Source organism: Enterobacter sp. 61D5, assembly GCF_034107965.1.
Lineage (GTDB): Bacteria > Pseudomonadota > Gammaproteobacteria > Enterobacterales > Enterobacteriaceae > Enterobacter > Enterobacter cloacae_M.
This window is the reverse complement of sequence record NZ_JAWNFK010000020.1, coordinates 56,708-70,679: the sequence shown is the minus strand read 5'-3', so window position 1 is coordinate 70,679 and position 13,972 is coordinate 56,708. Positions and strand designations below refer to the sequence as shown.

The 13,972-nt window shown below is 58.5% G+C and carries 13 protein-coding genes; 4 read left to right on the top strand and 9 right to left on the bottom strand.

Annotated elements, in window-relative coordinates:
* Window positions 1-119 precede the first annotated feature (119 nt).
* Window positions 120-419, top strand: coding sequence for a DUF2755 family protein (locus UTM25_RS18170; RefSeq protein ID WP_008503287.1), 300 nt, complete (start codon window positions 120-122; stop codon window positions 417-419).
* Here the strand turns inward: UTM25_RS18170 and UTM25_RS18165 are convergent.
* The 3 genes from UTM25_RS18165 to UTM25_RS18155 all read right to left on the bottom strand — a co-directional run bounded on the left by UTM25_RS18165 (window position 416) and on the right by UTM25_RS18155 (window position 3,397).
* Window positions 416-1,513: a DUF1615 domain-containing protein gene (locus UTM25_RS18165; RefSeq protein ID WP_194399677.1), complete on the bottom strand. Its 1,098-nt coding sequence runs from the start codon at window positions 1,511-1,513 to the stop codon at window positions 416-418. The two genes, UTM25_RS18170 and UTM25_RS18165, sit on opposite strands and share 4 nt — an antisense overlap.
* 14 nt (window positions 1,514-1,527) lie before the next feature.
* On the bottom strand, window positions 1,528-2,748 hold the full coding sequence (gene sbmA, locus UTM25_RS18160) for a peptide antibiotic transporter SbmA (protein WP_194399676.1): 1,221 nt from the start codon (window positions 2,746-2,748) through the stop codon (window positions 1,528-1,530).
* A gap of 115 nt (window positions 2,749-2,863) precedes the next feature.
* The gene (locus tag UTM25_RS18155; protein ID WP_194399675.1) at window positions 2,864-3,397 is read right to left on the bottom strand and encodes an isochorismatase family protein; all 534 of its coding nucleotides are present in this window, start codon (window positions 3,395-3,397) and stop codon (window positions 2,864-2,866) included.
* 204 nt (window positions 3,398-3,601) lie between these two features.
* Here UTM25_RS18155 and ampH point away from each other — a divergent pair, with 204 nt between their 5' ends.
* The 3 genes from ampH (at window position 3,602) to UTM25_RS18140 (ending at window position 7,674) form a co-directional block, all read left to right on the top strand.
* Entirely contained in the window at window positions 3,602-4,762 is a 1,161-nt protein-coding gene (gene ampH, locus UTM25_RS18150) for a D-alanyl-D-alanine-carboxypeptidase/endopeptidase AmpH (RefSeq protein WP_194399674.1), read from the top strand.
* A gap of 164 nt (window positions 4,763-4,926) precedes the next feature.
* Window positions 4,927-5,901, top strand: coding sequence for a porphobilinogen synthase (gene hemB / locus UTM25_RS18145; protein WP_194399673.1), 975 nt, complete (start codon window positions 4,927-4,929; stop codon window positions 5,899-5,901).
* 72 nt (window positions 5,902-5,973) lie between these two features.
* Window positions 5,974-7,674, top strand: a complete 1,701-nt coding sequence (locus UTM25_RS18140) for a lysophospholipid acyltransferase family protein (protein ID WP_320715146.1) — start codon at window positions 5,974-5,976, stop codon at window positions 7,672-7,674.
* Between the two features lie 63 nt (window positions 7,675-7,737).
* On the opposite strand, the gene tauD is transcribed toward UTM25_RS18140, so the two are convergent.
* From tauD to mmuP, 6 genes are all read right to left on the bottom strand, one after another.
* Window positions 7,738-8,586 (bottom strand): taurine dioxygenase, encoded by an 849-nt coding sequence (gene tauD, locus UTM25_RS18135; RefSeq protein WP_194399672.1) that lies wholly within the window; start codon window positions 8,584-8,586, stop codon window positions 7,738-7,740.
* A complete protein-coding gene (gene tauC, locus UTM25_RS18130; protein WP_194399671.1) occupies window positions 8,583-9,410 on the bottom strand; it encodes a taurine ABC transporter permease TauC in 828 nt (275 codons plus the stop codon). Before tauC ends, tauD begins: the two co-directional genes overlap by 4 nt.
* On the bottom strand, window positions 9,407-10,174 hold the full coding sequence (gene tauB / locus UTM25_RS18125; protein WP_194399670.1) for a taurine ABC transporter ATP-binding subunit: 768 nt from the start codon (window positions 10,172-10,174) through the stop codon (window positions 9,407-9,409). The genes tauC and tauB overlap by 4 nt, the downstream gene beginning before the upstream one ends.
* Before the next feature lie 10 nt (window positions 10,175-10,184).
* Entirely contained in the window at window positions 10,185-11,147 is a 963-nt protein-coding gene (gene tauA / locus UTM25_RS18120; RefSeq protein ID WP_194399669.1) for a taurine ABC transporter substrate-binding protein, read from the bottom strand.
* Between the two features lie 178 nt (window positions 11,148-11,325).
* A complete protein-coding gene (gene mmuM, locus UTM25_RS18115; protein WP_194399668.1) occupies window positions 11,326-12,258 on the bottom strand; it encodes a homocysteine S-methyltransferase in 933 nt (310 codons plus the stop codon).
* On the bottom strand, window positions 12,245-13,645 hold the full coding sequence (gene mmuP / locus UTM25_RS18110) for an S-methylmethionine permease (protein WP_194399667.1): 1,401 nt from the start codon (window positions 13,643-13,645) through the stop codon (window positions 12,245-12,247). Before mmuP ends, mmuM begins: the two co-directional genes overlap by 14 nt.
* Window positions 13,646-13,972: the final 327 nt, after the last annotated feature.

Sequence of the window (13,972 nt, the reverse complement as noted above, 5' to 3'; positions counted from 1 at the left end):
AATCCAGGAGAATTCCTGAGCGCAAATTACCACGATTCTGATATTGACAAATGCGATGACCTGTCAAACTCACCCCGTAAGACGCGTATTAAAACAGAGTGAAACCACGGGAGGTCAACATGGCTGACTTTACATTGTCGAAACCGATTTTTGGCGGCAAACCAAAAACCTCCACGGCGGGTAATATTGCTTATGCCCTGTTTGTCCTGTTCTGCTTCTGGGCCGGTTCCCAGCTGCTCAATATGCTGGTCCATGCCCCTGGCGTTTATGAACACCTGATGCAGGTGCAAGATAACGGACGCCCGCGAGTTGAAATTGGGTTTGGCGTCAGCACACTGTTCGGCCTGATCCCCTTCCTCGCGGGATGTATGATTCTGGGCGTTGTGGCGTTAGTGTTGCGCTTTCGCCGCCGCCGTTAAAGCCCCATACAGCGCGCCCGGCGATCGTCCACGCGTTTTGCGAACCATGCGGTTGTCAGGTTACGCGTGATCTTCGGGCTTTCCAGCTGGATCCCCGGCAGGATCGCCCTCGGTAACGTTTTCCCACTTTTCTGCTCCGCAAGCGCAAACACCTTGTTGTACAGATCCGTCTTCTCAAAGGCCAGGCTGTCGCCTTTCTCTAGCTGACGGCGAATGTCGCTGTTGCTCAAGCCAAGCGTTGTCGATAATTTCCGTACTGCCAGCTCGGTGCTTCCCGCCTCGCTGCTGCCGTAAGCGATGAGATCGCCGTCCAGCGCGAGCTTGACGCCGCTTGCGCGGCTGACCGCACTCTGGAATGCCGCATTACGGCTGGCATACCAGCCCGCGTTAAAGTCGGCAAAGCGGTACAGCGGCTCATTGTAGTTCGCCGGATAGTTCAGCAGATGATACGTGCCGAACCACAGCCCACCGCGCAGGGAGAAGACCTCCTGACGTACCGTACCGTCGATTTTCCACGGGTAGCCGTCGGTATGCTTCTCCGCGAACGCAATGCTCACCTGCATCGGACCACCGGTGTGTACCGGGTTCAGTGAACCAAACAGCTTCTGCCCCATCGGCACCATACTGATGAAATCATCAAAGATAGCGCTAAGCTGTTTTTCGGTTTTCACCGTATCCAGCCGTTCGCTGTAGCTTTTGCCGTTCGGCGAGGTGATTTTAAGCGCGGTGTGCACGAGGAACACCGGGATATGCATGGACTCCGCGCGGCGGTCGATCTCTTTCCAGGCGATTTTATTCAGCCCCGGCACAACCGGGTCTGACTGGTACATTGACTCCTGCTGCGCCACCGCCAGCACCGAGCAGATATTCTCCTCGGTAGGCGCGATCTTTTGGCTTTCAAAGGTCTTTGCCAGCGCGTCTGCCCACGCATTGCGATCCTTCACGCTGGCGGGCATTTTCTGCCGCACAACGCTCGCCACATCGACGGGCTTCTCCCCCTTTTTGAGCGGAGCAGCCCCTTTTTCGGCACACCCTGCCAGCACAAGAGCGGCCAGCAAGGACAACGGTAACGCGCGCGGTACGGCAAAAGGCATAGCAACTTCCTGTATTAGCTAAATGTATTGGTGACTTCCTGCAGGTCACGATCGTCCAGCTCACGTTCAAAACTGCGCAGACGTTTGTAGATGGACATCAGTTCCACCAGCGTGGTCCAGGAGCTGATCAGGTACTGGAACGACCCGCGAACCTGACCGAAAACGTTGGTGATCTGCGTCATCAGACCGAGCGTAATCGTACCCGCAACAATCGACGGAAACAGCAGGAACAAACCGAAAACGCTATCCACCTGCAGATACAAAATACGGGCAATGTTGAAATACATATAGTGGAAGTAAAGACGGAAATAGTTACGACGCACGGCGCCAAACAGCTCGCGGACGGTTGGCGGCGAGGCGCGGTTGGCATCATCTTCACCGTAAACCAGCTCTTTACGGTAAGCGGCTTCCACGCGTTGATTTTTAAACTCCAGGCCCGGCAGTTTGATCCCGACCACCGCCAGCAGGCCCGTACCCATCAGCGACCAGACGATCGCGGCAATCACCAGACCATAAGGAATATGGCCGACAATCGGCAAATCCGGCACGTGCGCCGAGAGCGTCACCAGCACGGGCAGGAAGGCAATCAGCGTCATGATGGCGTTGATAAAGCTGACGCCCATGTCTTCAAGCGTGGAGGCAAAACGCATGGTGTCCTCCTGCACGCGCTGCGCGGCGCCTTCGATATGGCGCAGGTGCTGCCAGTGCGCCATGTAATGTTCGTTCATCGCGGTACGCCAGCGGAAAACGTAGTGGCTGACGAAGAAATTGTTCATCACGCCGATGATCACCGCTATCAGGGCGATGCCGAGGAAGACGCCAACTTCATGATAGAACTGGTTAATGGTCACCTTATGCGGCGAGCTCAGCGCGGTCTGTATCAGATCGTAGAACGGCGCATACCAGGCGTTAACCGCCACGCCCACTTCCACCAGGAACCAGGTCACAAAAATAATCAGCGATGTGCCCAGGATCGACCAGTACTGCCAGCGGTGCGGAGAATAGACAAACCAGAACAGGGCAAACAGCCCTACGCACACCATGTAGTAGGCGTAAAACAGCAGGTAGCTCAGCGACCAGAAGCGCGCCGCGCTAATCGGCACCTCGCCTGTCGCTCCCGTAATGCGCGTCAGCCATGCGCCGCCGCCCGCCTGCCAGAAAATGACAGCGATAAGTGCCCAAATAAATGCCGACAGGAAAAAAGGCCCCGGCTTTGGGAAAAAAGACTTAAACATAATGCTTCCTTCTTGTTGTTATGGCTGTTGCTGTGCACAACACGTTACCACACGAAAAACCTGCCCAGGCCAGCCTCCCGGCCCAGGCAAAAAGGTCAGACCCGAGGGTTGATTATTAGTTCGCTTTCCAGTTTTCGAGAATTGTTTCGGTGCGTTTCACTGCGATAGGGTTCGCCGGGGCAATGAAGTTACGCCAGACGTCGTTGTGATGGTTAATCAGGATCTGTGCTTCAGCAGCCGGGCGGTTGGATGTGGTATGGGCATCTTCCGCCACGGTGATGTGGTAACCCCGGCTAACGCCGTTCTTGATCGTCGCATCGACGCAGTAGTCGGTGGCGCAGCCGCAGATGACAAACTCGCGAATGCCCTGCTCACGCAGCAGCGCCTCAAGCGCGGTGTTATAGAAGGCATCGCAGGCGGTTTTAGTGACGTAAAGCGCGTCAGCAGGCTGATGGAGTTCAGGCAGTAGCGCAAACCCTTCGCTTCCCTCTTCCAGGCCCCCGGCCTCGGTATGCTGAATAAAAATCACCTTGTCGGCTGCCTGCGTAAGCTGGTTGATCAGAGAGACACACTTTTCGCGCTGATGACGCGGGGTTTCAAATACTCCGTTCTGCATATCGACAACCATAACCACACGTTTCTCAGACATACCGTTCTCCGTAAGATTGAGTGACACTGGTGCCTATCATAAGCCCGATGTCACAAAATGGGAGATGGCTCGCAAGTAAATTATTCATATTTACCCATGGTTACGTTTTTCTCGCTATCGTTATGCAATTCGGGGCATTGCGCGGTACCGTTTAGTAGTATAAATACCCATTACTTTCCTCATTCACTTCATGGATGCTTTTCGTTGAAACGTTGTCTGCTCTCTTTTGCCGCGCTGTGTGCGGTGAGCTTTTCTACCGCCCAGGCAGCCCAACCGCTGACGGCGCCCGTTTTAGCTTCAGATATTGCCGATCGCTACGCGAACCTTATCTATTACGGCAGCGGCGCAACCGGGATGGCGATGGTCGTCATTGACGGCAACCAGCGTGTGTTCCGCAGCTTTGGCGAAACGCGCCCAGGAAATAACGTTCACCCGCAGCTGGATTCCGTTATCCGCATCGCGTCCTTAACCAAGCTGATGACCAGCGAAATGCTGGTGAAACTGCTCGACCAGGGCGTGGTGAAGCTCGACGACCCGCTCAGCAAATACGCGCCGCCAGGCGCCCGGGTACCCACGTATCAGGGGACGCCGATCCGGCTTGTGAACCTTGCCACCCACACCAGCGCCCTGCCGCGTGAGCAGCCAGGCGGGGCGGCGCACCGTGACGTATTTGTCTGGCCAACGCGCGACCAGCGCTGGCGCTACCTGAGTACCGCCACGCTGAAGGCGGCGCCGGGTTCGCAGGCCTCTTATTCAAACCTGGCCTTTGACCTGCTGGCGGACGCCCTTTCAACGGCGGCTGGCAAACCCTACACGCAGCTGTTTGAAGAGCAGATAACCCGTCCGCTGGGTATGAAAGACACCACCTTTACCCCGTCCCCGGATCAGTGTCGTCGCCTGATGGTGGCGGAGAAAGGCGCTAGCCCCTGTAATAACACGCTCGCGGCCGTGGGCAGCGGCGGGGTCTATTCCACCCCTGGCGACATGATGCGCTGGATGCAGCAGTTCCTTTCCTCAGATTTCTACGCTCGCAGCAGCCAGGCCGATCGCATGCAGACCCTGATTTATCAGCGCACTCAGCTGCAACGCGTCATCGGGATGGACGTGCCGGGTAAAGCCGACGCGCTCGGCATGGGCTGGGTCTATATGGCACCAAAAAATGGCCGTCCGGGTATTATTCAGAAAACCGGCGGCGGCGGCGGATTCATCACTTATATGGCCATGATCCCGCAGTCAAACGTGGGCGCATTTGTGGTGGTCACCCGCTCCCCGCATACGCGTTTCGTCAATATGAGTGACGGGATTAATAACTTAGTGGCTGAACTGAGCGCCAATAAAGCCCAGGTTCTCACCGCGTCTAACTAATTTTAATATTCCGTGGGCAAGCGGTTGATGTTAAACCGTTTGCTCCGCACGACACCGTTCCCGCAGTCTTGCATGATCTACCGGTAAACCGCCCACTTTAATAAACACCTCACGACGCTTTCGGGTACACTAGTCTTCTTTGTTCCACAAACATCAGGCATACCATGACCGATTTAATTGCACGTCCCCGCCGCCTGCGCAAGTCACCCGCACTGCGCGCTATGTTTGAAGAGACAACCCTGACCTTAAACGATCTGGTGTTGCCGATTTTTGTCGAAGAAGAGATCGATGACTACAAAGCCATCGAAGCCATGCCGGGCGTAATGCGCATTCCGGAGAAATATCTGGCGCGTGAAATTGAACGCATCGCCAACGCGGGGATCCGCTCGGTGATGACCTTCGGCATCTCTCACCATACCGATGCCACCGGCAGCGACGCGTGGAAAGAAGATGGCCTCGTCGCCCGCATGTCCCGCATCTGCAAAGAGACCGTGCCGGAAATGGTGGTCATGTCAGACACCTGCTTCTGCGAATACACTTCTCACGGCCACTGCGGCGTGCTGTGCGATCACGGCGTGGATAACGATGCCACCCTGCTGAACCTCGGCAAACAGGCGGTCGTTGCTGCCGCTGCGGGTGCGGACTTCATCGCGCCCTCTGCCGCAATGGACGGACAGGTTCAGGCGATTCGTCAGGCCCTGGACGCGGCGGGTTTTACCGACACCGCCATCATGTCTTACTCCACTAAATTTGCCTCCTCCTTCTACGGCCCGTTCCGTGAAGCGGCGGGCACGGCGCTGAAGGGCGATCGTAAAACCTATCAGATGAACCCGCTGAACCGTCGGGAAGCGATTCGCGAATCCCTGCTTGATGAAGCCCAGGGCGCAGACTGCCTGATGGTGAAACCTGCGGGCGCGTACCTTGATATCCTGCGCGACATTCGCGAGCGCACCGGGCTGCCGCTGGGCGCTTACCAGGTCAGCGGCGAGTACGCGATGATCAAATTCGCCGCGCTGGCCGGTGCGATTGACGAAGAGAAAGTGGTCCTCGAAAGCCTCGGCGCCATCAAACGCGCAGGCGCGGATCTGATCTTCAGCTACTTCGCGCTGGATCTGGCCGAGAAGAAAATCCTGCGTTAATCTTCACCAAACTGCAATACAACCGACATCTGCTCCTTCTACTGTCTTCGCAAGACGGCAGGAGGAGTAATCATGTTTAGCCTCGATAGCGTTCTCGACGATCTTTGGCCTCAGGCGAGGCCTGCACCCTGGCAAAAAAGTCTGTTAAAAAGACTGTTTTACGAAGAGGAATTCCAGCAATTTGCCGCAGCACACCGCCACCTGAAAGGACTGGATATGGTGGAGCAAGTTCTGGAACACCTTGATATTCTCTGCACCGTTTCCGCCCGCGATCTTGAACAAATCCCCGAACATGGCCCCCTGGTCATTATTGCCAACCACCCGACGGGTACGCTGGACGGGCTGGCGCTGATGTACGCCGTCTCCCGCGTGCGTCGCGATGTTAAAGTCGTGACCAACCGGATGCTGACCCACCTTGAGCCCCTAAGCTCGCTGTTTATTCCGGTGGACAATATGGGCGGCAGGACGGCGAAATCGTCGCTGGTTCAGATGGAGCAGCATCTGCAAAACGCGGGCGTGCTGATCTTCTTCCCGGCCGGAGAAGTTTCCCGCCCCACGCGCAAAGGCATTCGCGACAAAAAGTGGCACTCTGGCTTTATCAAACTCGCCAGCAAGCTGCGCGCCCCGCTGCTGCCGGTGCATATTCAGGCGCATAACAGCCTGCTCTTTTATGCCAGCACGCTGGTGTCGCCAACTCTGTCGATGCTGCTATTGATGCAGCAGATGTTCCGCCGCCGCCACAGCCAGCTGCCGATCAAAATCGGCCAGCAGATTGCCTGGCATAACTGGCATAGCGCCACCCTTTCGTCGCGTGAGATGGCCGAGCAGTGCCGTCAGCACGTGATGCGTCTTGGCAAGGGAGTGCCTGGCGTCTTTAAAACCCAGTGCGCCATTGCCCGTCCGGAAGACCGGGCCACCCTGAAACGCGCGCTGGCACAGGCCGAATGTCTGGGCAATACCAGCGACGGTAAAACCATCTATCTTTGGCAGCGCAACGGTCAGGAAGACGCCCCGCTGCTGCGCGAGCTGGGCCGCCTGCGCGAGATTGCTTTTCGCGCGGTGGAGGAAGGGAGCGGCAAGCGCCGGGACACCGACAGCTACGACGATGATTATCTGCACCTGATCCTGTGGGATGATGAGGATCTGGAGATCGTTGGCGCGTATCGCTTTATGCCGACCGCCAGACAGGTTGAACGTCGCGGTCTGGAAGGGTTGTACAGCTATAGCCTGTTCCACTACGACGACAAAATGCAGGACGTGCTGGAGCACGGCATTGAGCTGGGGCGCAGCTTTATTCAGCCGCGCTACTGGGGTCGACGCGGCCTGGATTATTTATGGTCCGGCATTGGGGCTTACCTGGCGCGTTATCCAAACTATCGCTACCTGTTTGGCCCGGTCTCCATTTCCGGCGGCTTACCGCCTGCCGCGCGGGATCTGCTGGTGGCATTTTACCGTCTGTGGTTCCCGGCGACGCATCCGCTGGCCGCCTCGCGCCAGCCGTATCCCGCGTCCCTGCCGGACGTGCTCGCGCAGTTTGGCGGCGTGGATTACGTAGACGACCTGACAAAGCTGAAATCCCTGCTCGGCAATCTGGGCTGCGGCATTCCGCCGCTCTACAAGCAATATTCCGAGCTTTGCGAGCCCGGCGGCGTGCAGTTTATTGATTTTGGCAGCGACCCGGAGTTCAACAACTGCGTCGACGGGCTGGTGCTGGTGGATTTGTGTTACCTGAAGGCGAACCGCTACCAGCGGTATATTGAGGCGCACCTTTAAGTGTGCAGTTTTTTGTAGGCCGGGTAAGGCGTAGCCGCCACCCGGCCTACGGGTACTACAGGATCAAGGGCGATAAAACGGCTTATCGCCCAAAATCGTCGCCCGCTGCATAATCCGGCGCTGCGGCAGATAGTCCGCATTGGCATAATGCTGCGTTACGCGGTTATCCCAGATCGCCAGATCGTTCTCCTGCCAGCGCCAGCGCACCTGAAACTCCGGCTTGGTGATATGCGCGAACAGGAAGCTTAACAGCGCCTCGCTCTCTTTCTCCGTCACGTCCACGATGCGCGTCGTGAACCCTTCGTTCACGAACAGCGCCTGCTTGCCCGTGACAGGATGGGTCCGCACCACCGGGTGCAGCAGCGGAGGATGCTTCGCAACCGCCTCCTGCCAGCGCTGATGTTCCTCTTCCGTTTTACGGTACTTGTACTCCTGGAACGATTTTTTGAAGTCGTGCTCCGCCCGCAGCCCGCTCAACAGCGTCCGGAACGGCGCGGAGAGCGCCTCATACGCCGCAATCCCGCTGGTCCACAGCGTATCACCCCCGGTTTCCGGCAGCAGCTTCGCCGCCAGAATAGCGCCGGCGGGCGGCGTCTCGATAAAGGTCACGTCGGTGTGCCAGTTGTCGTTGTCCGGCGGGTTATCGTTGTGGGTGTCCAGAACGATAATCTCCTCCACGCCTTCCGCATGGGGATAGACGGGGTGGATATGCAGATCGCCAAAGCGCAGAGCCAGCGCGCGCTGCTGCTGCGGGGTGATCGCCTGCTCGCGCAGGAAAACGACCTGATGACGCAGCACCGCGTGGTACAGCTGCTCGAACTGGTTATCGCTCAGCGGACGGGTCACATCCAGGCCCGACACCTGCGCGCCAATGTACGGCCCCAGCGGGGTAATGGTCAGACGTTCACTCATTGTATTTCTCCATGCCAGGGCGTCAGGCGGCGCTGTAACGCGCGCAGCCCCAGTTCTAATCCGAAGGCGATCGCGGCGATCGCCGCGATCCCTGCCAGCACCACGTCAGTCGCCAGGAACTCTCCCGCCGACTGCACCATAAACCCAAGGCCGCGCGTGGCCGCAATCAGCTCTGCCGCCACCAGCGTGGACCAGCCCACGCCGAGGCCGATGCGCAGCCCGGTTAAAATTTCCGGCAGCGCGCCCGGTAAAATCACGAACAGCAGCACCTGCGTGCGGCTTGCCCCCAGCGACTGCGCCGCGCGGATCCGCACCTGCTGGGCGCTCTTCACCCCCGCCAGCGCCGACATGGCCACCGGGGCGAAAATCGCCAGATAAATCAGCAGGATTTTTGACGTTTCACCGATGCCAAACCAGATAACCATCAGCGGCAGATAGGCCAGCGGCGGCACCGGGCGGTAAAGCTCAATCAGCGGGTCGAGTATGCCGCGCACCGTCGGGCTCAAGCCCATCGCGATCCCGACCGGTATCCCAATAATTACCGCCGCCAGCAGCGCCACCAGAATACGCGTCAGGCTTGCCCCAAGATGCTGCCAGAGCGTGGCGTCCATAAAGCCCTGCGGCCCGGCGATGGTAATGAGTTTGGCCAGCACCTGTCCCGGCGGTGGCAGAAATAGCGGGCTGACCCACTGCTGGGCAGCAACCGCCCACCACACAGCCAGCAGCACCAGCAGCGTACCGACGCTCAACGTGATTTGGCGCGAGAAAGGCCAGCGCAGCGCCAGACGCGTGCGGCGCGTTTTTTCACTGAAAACGATGCTCATGAGAAGGCCTCCCGTTGCTCAAACACGCGGCTTAAGACGTATTCACGCTGCTCGATAAACCGCGGGTCGGATTTGATGCTGCGCACGGGTTCGCCCGCGACGTAGCGGCGGGCGAAATCCAGCGGCAAACGCTCCAGCACGCGGCCCGGCCCCGGCGAGAGCAGCACCAGCTCCGTCGCCATAAACACCGCCTCTTCAATATCGTGGGTAATCAACAGCACCTGCTTGCCGGTCTCATGCCACAGGCGCAGCAGCAGGGTTTGCATCTGCTCGCGGGTGAAGGCGTCCAGCGCCCCGAACGGCTCGTCCAGCAGCAACAGCTGCGGATTCGCGGCCAGCGCGCGGGCAATACCCACGCGCTGCCGCTGGCCGCCGGAAAGCTGCCAGATAAAGCGTTTTTCCGCCCCTTCCAGCCCCACTTTTTTCAGCATCGTCCGTGCCGTTTCCAGCCGCTGTTCGCGATTGACGCCCGCAAGCTGTAGCCCAAACGCCACGTTTTCCTGAACGTTGCGCCAGGGAAGCAACCCTTCGTTCTGGAAGACTACGCCGCGCTCGGCTCCCGGGCCTTCCACCTTTTTGCCTTCCAGTTGAATGGTGCCATGCTGATAAGGGACAAACCCGGCGATCAGATTCAGCAGCGTGGTTTTTCCGCACCCGGACGGGCCCAGCACCACCAGCAGTTCACCGCTGTCCAGCGTCAGGTTGATATCCTCCAGCGCGGGTTTTCCACCGTAATCGGCGTACAGGTTCGTAATATTCAGCATGACGGACTCCTTATTTCACAAAACGATCGGTCACGTACTGGCTGTAATCCGCCGCCACCGCAGGCACTTTGCCCTGCTCTTTCAGGAAGGTGGCGGTATCAACAATCGCTTTGTTCACCGGCCCGGTCAGCTGCTGCACCTGCTGCGCGGGCGTCAGATAGGTATTGCCTTTCACCAGCCCCGGCACGTCCGCTTCCGGCACGCCGCTCAGGCGGGAGAGTTTTTCCAGGTTGGCGGGCTGCTTCAGCCATTCATCCGGGTTACTGATGTACGGCTGCTGGGCGTCAATCGCGCTTTTGGCGAAGGCTTTCACCACCTCAGGATGTTTCTCGGCGAAGTCTTTGCGCACTACCCACACGTCGAGGGTTGGCGCACCCCACTGGCCCACTTTTTCAGAGTCGGTCAGCACGGTGCCGTCTTTTTCCAGTTCGTTCACTGCCGGAGCCCAGACGTAAGCACCGTCAATATCCCCGCGCTGCCAGGCGGCGATAATCGCCGGCGGCTGCAGGTTGATGATTTGTACCTGACCCGGCTTGATGCCCCAGTGTTTCAGCGCCGCCAGCAGGCTGTAGTGGGTGGTGGAGATAAACGGCACGGCGATGCGTTTGCCGATCAGATCTTCCGGCTTAGTGATGTTTTTCTTCACCACCAGAGCTTCAGAGTTACCGAGCTGCGAGGCCAGCAGGAACACCTCAATCGGCACCTGCTGGCTGACCGCGACCGCCAGCGGGCTGGAGCCGATATTGCCGATCTGCACGTCGCCGGAGGCTAACGCACGAACCACGGAGGCGCCGCTGTCGAACTTGCGCCAGTCGACTTTCGCGCCGCTCTCTTTCGCAAAGGTGTTGTCCGCCTGCGCGACTTTCGCCGGTTCCGCAGAGGTTTGATACGCGACGGTGACGTCCACCGCCTGCGCCTGAAATGCCCACAGCGCCAGTGCGCCGAGAAGTGTGATTCGCGATGAAATTGCCATAGTGCCTGCTCCCCTTGTTGTTATGAGGGCAGTATTTCTGGCGCGGGAATTTTGATAAAGGAATAAAAATGAATCGCTCATAACGATTCGTTTTTAGATAAAAAGCGGGAAAGGATAGTTGATTTTGTGCGGTTGTTTTTTCCCCCTCTCCCCGTGGGAGAGGGTCAGGGTGAGGGCATCAGCGCTGTGCGTTCAGCTCAGCAATGTCTTTCGGCGTGGTGCGACAGCATCCGCCAATCAGCTTCGCCCCGGCAGTCTGCCACTGCGGAAGATACCCCGCCAGCGTCTCGCACGCTTCGCCGTGGTGGTGCCAGGTTTTGGTTACCGCGTCATAATGCTCGCCCGAGTTCGGGTAAACCACCAGCGGCAGCGACGTCAGGCTTTGCAGATGCTTCAGCGCCGCCGTGGTATTTTCCAGGGCGATACAGTTAATGCCCAGCGCGACGATGTGCGGAGAGTTTTCCAGCACGCTGACCACGTCACGCAGCGGCGTACCGTCGCTCAGGTGTTCGCTGTCCCGTAAGGTGAACGAGAACCAGGCCCGGGCGCGGGGATATTCAGACAGCAGCGCCGCCAGCGCCTTAATTTCGGCAAACGAGGGCAGCGTTTCGCAGGCCAGCAGGTCAGCGCCCGCATCCAGCAGCGCTTCCACGCGCGGACGATGGAAGGTGGTGAATTCCTCCGCACTGCGTACGTAGTCGCCTCGATACTCTGAGCCATCCGCCAGATATGCTCCGTATGGCCCGATAGATCCCGCCACCAGCAGCGTGCCCGCATGCGGATTTTCAGCCAGATACGCTTCGCGCGCCTTACGCGCCAGCTCCACGCTTTTACCGATCAGCGCGCGGGACTGCCCTTCGTCCAGGCCGCGCGCCGCAAAGCCCACAGGCGTGGCCTGATAGCTGGCGGTGATCGCCACCTGCGCGCCCGCGCGATAGTAATCGAGATGCACTTCACGGATGAGTTCCGGGTTTTCCACCAGCACTTTGGCTGACCAGAGGCTGTCTGCCAGGTTACAGCCGCGCGCTTCCAGCTCCGTCGCCATCGCGCCATCCAGCACCACAAACGGCTGTTTTTCAAGGATGGCGGTAAGCGGGTTATTCTGCGACATGTTCAGGCTCCTGCGATGTCATATTTCGGGTCAGGTAGTACGCACCATAACACAGAGCGACAAACGGAAGCCCGCAATAAAGGGCAATGCGCTGGCTTGGGTCAAACCACAGGCCGACACAGGCCACCACGCAGAGGATAAAACCGAGCACCGGCACCAGCGGATACCAGGGGGCACGATACTGCAGCGCAGAAAGCGGCTGGCCGGACTGCAGATGGCGGCGACGGAAAACGAAGTGCGACGCACAGATGCTGATCCACACCGCCACTACCGCAAAACCGGAAATCGCCGAGAGCGCGACAAACACCGTGTCCGGCGCCACGACGCTTGAGAACAGCGCCAGCACGCCGCCGAGCATAGAAACCGAGAGCGCCGTCAGCGGCACGCCGTTTTTGTTTACGCGCGCAAAGCAGCGCGGCAGCGTTTTCTCATTCGAAAGCGACCACAGCATGCGCCCGGAGGCGTACAGGCCCGAGTTCGCCGCCGAGAGGATCGCCGTCAGGATCACGAAGTTAACGATATCTGCCGCGTAAGGAATACCGACCTTTTCAAACACCAGCACGAACGGGCTTTTTTCCACGCCTGCCTGCTGCATCGGGATCAGCGCCGCCAGCACAAACACGGTACCGATAAAGAAGATAATCAGGCGCGCAATGGTGGTGCGGATCGCAACCGGAATCACCTTGTGCGGATTTTCCGTTTCCCCCGCCGCGATGCCGATGAGCTCGGTACCGGAGAAGGCAAAGTTCACCGCCACCATGGTCATCAGGATCGGCAGGCCGCCGTGCGGGAACCAGCCCTCGGCGGTGATGTTGCTTAAGCCCGGCGCGGGTGAACCGTCCTGCATAGGGATAAAGCCAAAGACCGCCGCGCCGCCAAGAATAATAAAGGCGATGATAGTGATGACTTTGACCAGGGAGAACCAGAATTCGCCTTCAGCAAAGAAGCGCGTCGAGATGACGTTGAGGCCAAAAATCACCACGCAGAAGACCACGCACCACGCCCAGACGGGCACCTGCGGGAACCAGTACTGCATGCAGAAGCCGGCGGCGGTAAAGCTTGAGCCGAGCGCCACCGTCCAGGTAAGCCAGTAGAGCCACGCTACGGTGTAGCCCGTCGCCGGGCCAAGATAGCGGGCGGCATAGACGTGGAACGCGCCGGTTTCCGGCATCGCCACGGAAAGCTCGCCCAGACACTGCATCACCAGCCAGACCACCAGCGCGCCTATCAGGTACGCCAGCAGCGTGCCCGCCGCCCCGGTCGTTGAAATGATGTAGCCGGTATTGAAGAATAACCCTGTCCCAATCACGCCGCCCAGCGAGAGCATAACCAGGTGGCGTGTTTTCATGGTGCGCTTAAGCTGCCCATTTTCTTGTTGTGTTTGCATATTACCTTCTATACGTATGGACATCTAAACATCCAAAGAAGGTGTGTTATACCGCGATTGTTAATAAAAAGCTAGATGACCAGACGCAAACGGGCACGCCTCGCGCTAAGTCTGGGGTGGGTGGTGAGGATCACATAGAGAATTGGACGCCAGGCCATAAGCACCTCCGCAAGCAGATACTGACAGCATGGTGCAGGAAGAGGCGATCTTCGGTCAGTCGAAAGTGGTATCCGTAAAGCGTGGATTCATACCGCAACACTGCCCGCCACCCGGCGCAAGGTTGGTAATTCTCACAATCAGTTCTATAGTCGAGACAGTTTATTAGTA

What these genes read in the sequence shown, in the direction of transcription:
- UTM25_RS18170 (WP_008503287.1), top strand. Translation starts at nt 120, where the DNA reads ATGGCTGACTTTACATTGTCGAAACCGATTTTTGGCGGCAAACCAAAA.
- UTM25_RS18165 (WP_194399677.1), bottom strand. Translation starts at nt 1,513, where the DNA reads ATGCCTTTTGCCGTACCGCGCGCGTTACCGTTGTCCTTGCTGGCCGCT.
- sbmA (WP_194399676.1), bottom strand. Translation starts at nt 2,748, where the DNA reads ATGTTTAAGTCTTTTTTCCCAAAGCCGGGGCCTTTTTTCCTGTCGGCA.
- UTM25_RS18155 (WP_194399675.1), bottom strand. Translation starts at nt 3,397, where the DNA reads ATGTCTGAGAAACGTGTGGTTATGGTTGTCGATATGCAGAACGGAGTA.
- hemB (WP_194399673.1), top strand. Translation starts at nt 4,927, where the DNA reads ATGACCGATTTAATTGCACGTCCCCGCCGCCTGCGCAAGTCACCCGCA.
- UTM25_RS18140 (WP_320715146.1), top strand. Translation starts at nt 5,974, where the DNA reads ATGTTTAGCCTCGATAGCGTTCTCGACGATCTTTGGCCTCAGGCGAGG.
- tauD (WP_194399672.1), bottom strand. Translation starts at nt 8,586, where the DNA reads ATGAGTGAACGTCTGACCATTACCCCGCTGGGGCCGTACATTGGCGCG.
- tauC (WP_194399671.1), bottom strand. Translation starts at nt 9,410, where the DNA reads ATGAGCATCGTTTTCAGTGAAAAAACGCGCCGCACGCGTCTGGCGCTG.
- tauB (WP_194399670.1), bottom strand. Translation starts at nt 10,174, where the DNA reads ATGCTGAATATTACGAACCTGTACGCCGATTACGGTGGAAAACCCGCG.
- tauA (WP_194399669.1), bottom strand. Translation starts at nt 11,147, where the DNA reads ATGGCAATTTCATCGCGAATCACACTTCTCGGCGCACTGGCGCTGTGG.
- mmuM (WP_194399668.1), bottom strand. Translation starts at nt 12,258, where the DNA reads ATGTCGCAGAATAACCCGCTTACCGCCATCCTTGAAAAACAGCCGTTT.
- mmuP (WP_194399667.1), bottom strand. Translation starts at nt 13,645, where the DNA reads ATGCAAACACAACAAGAAAATGGGCAGCTTAAGCGCACCATGAAAACA.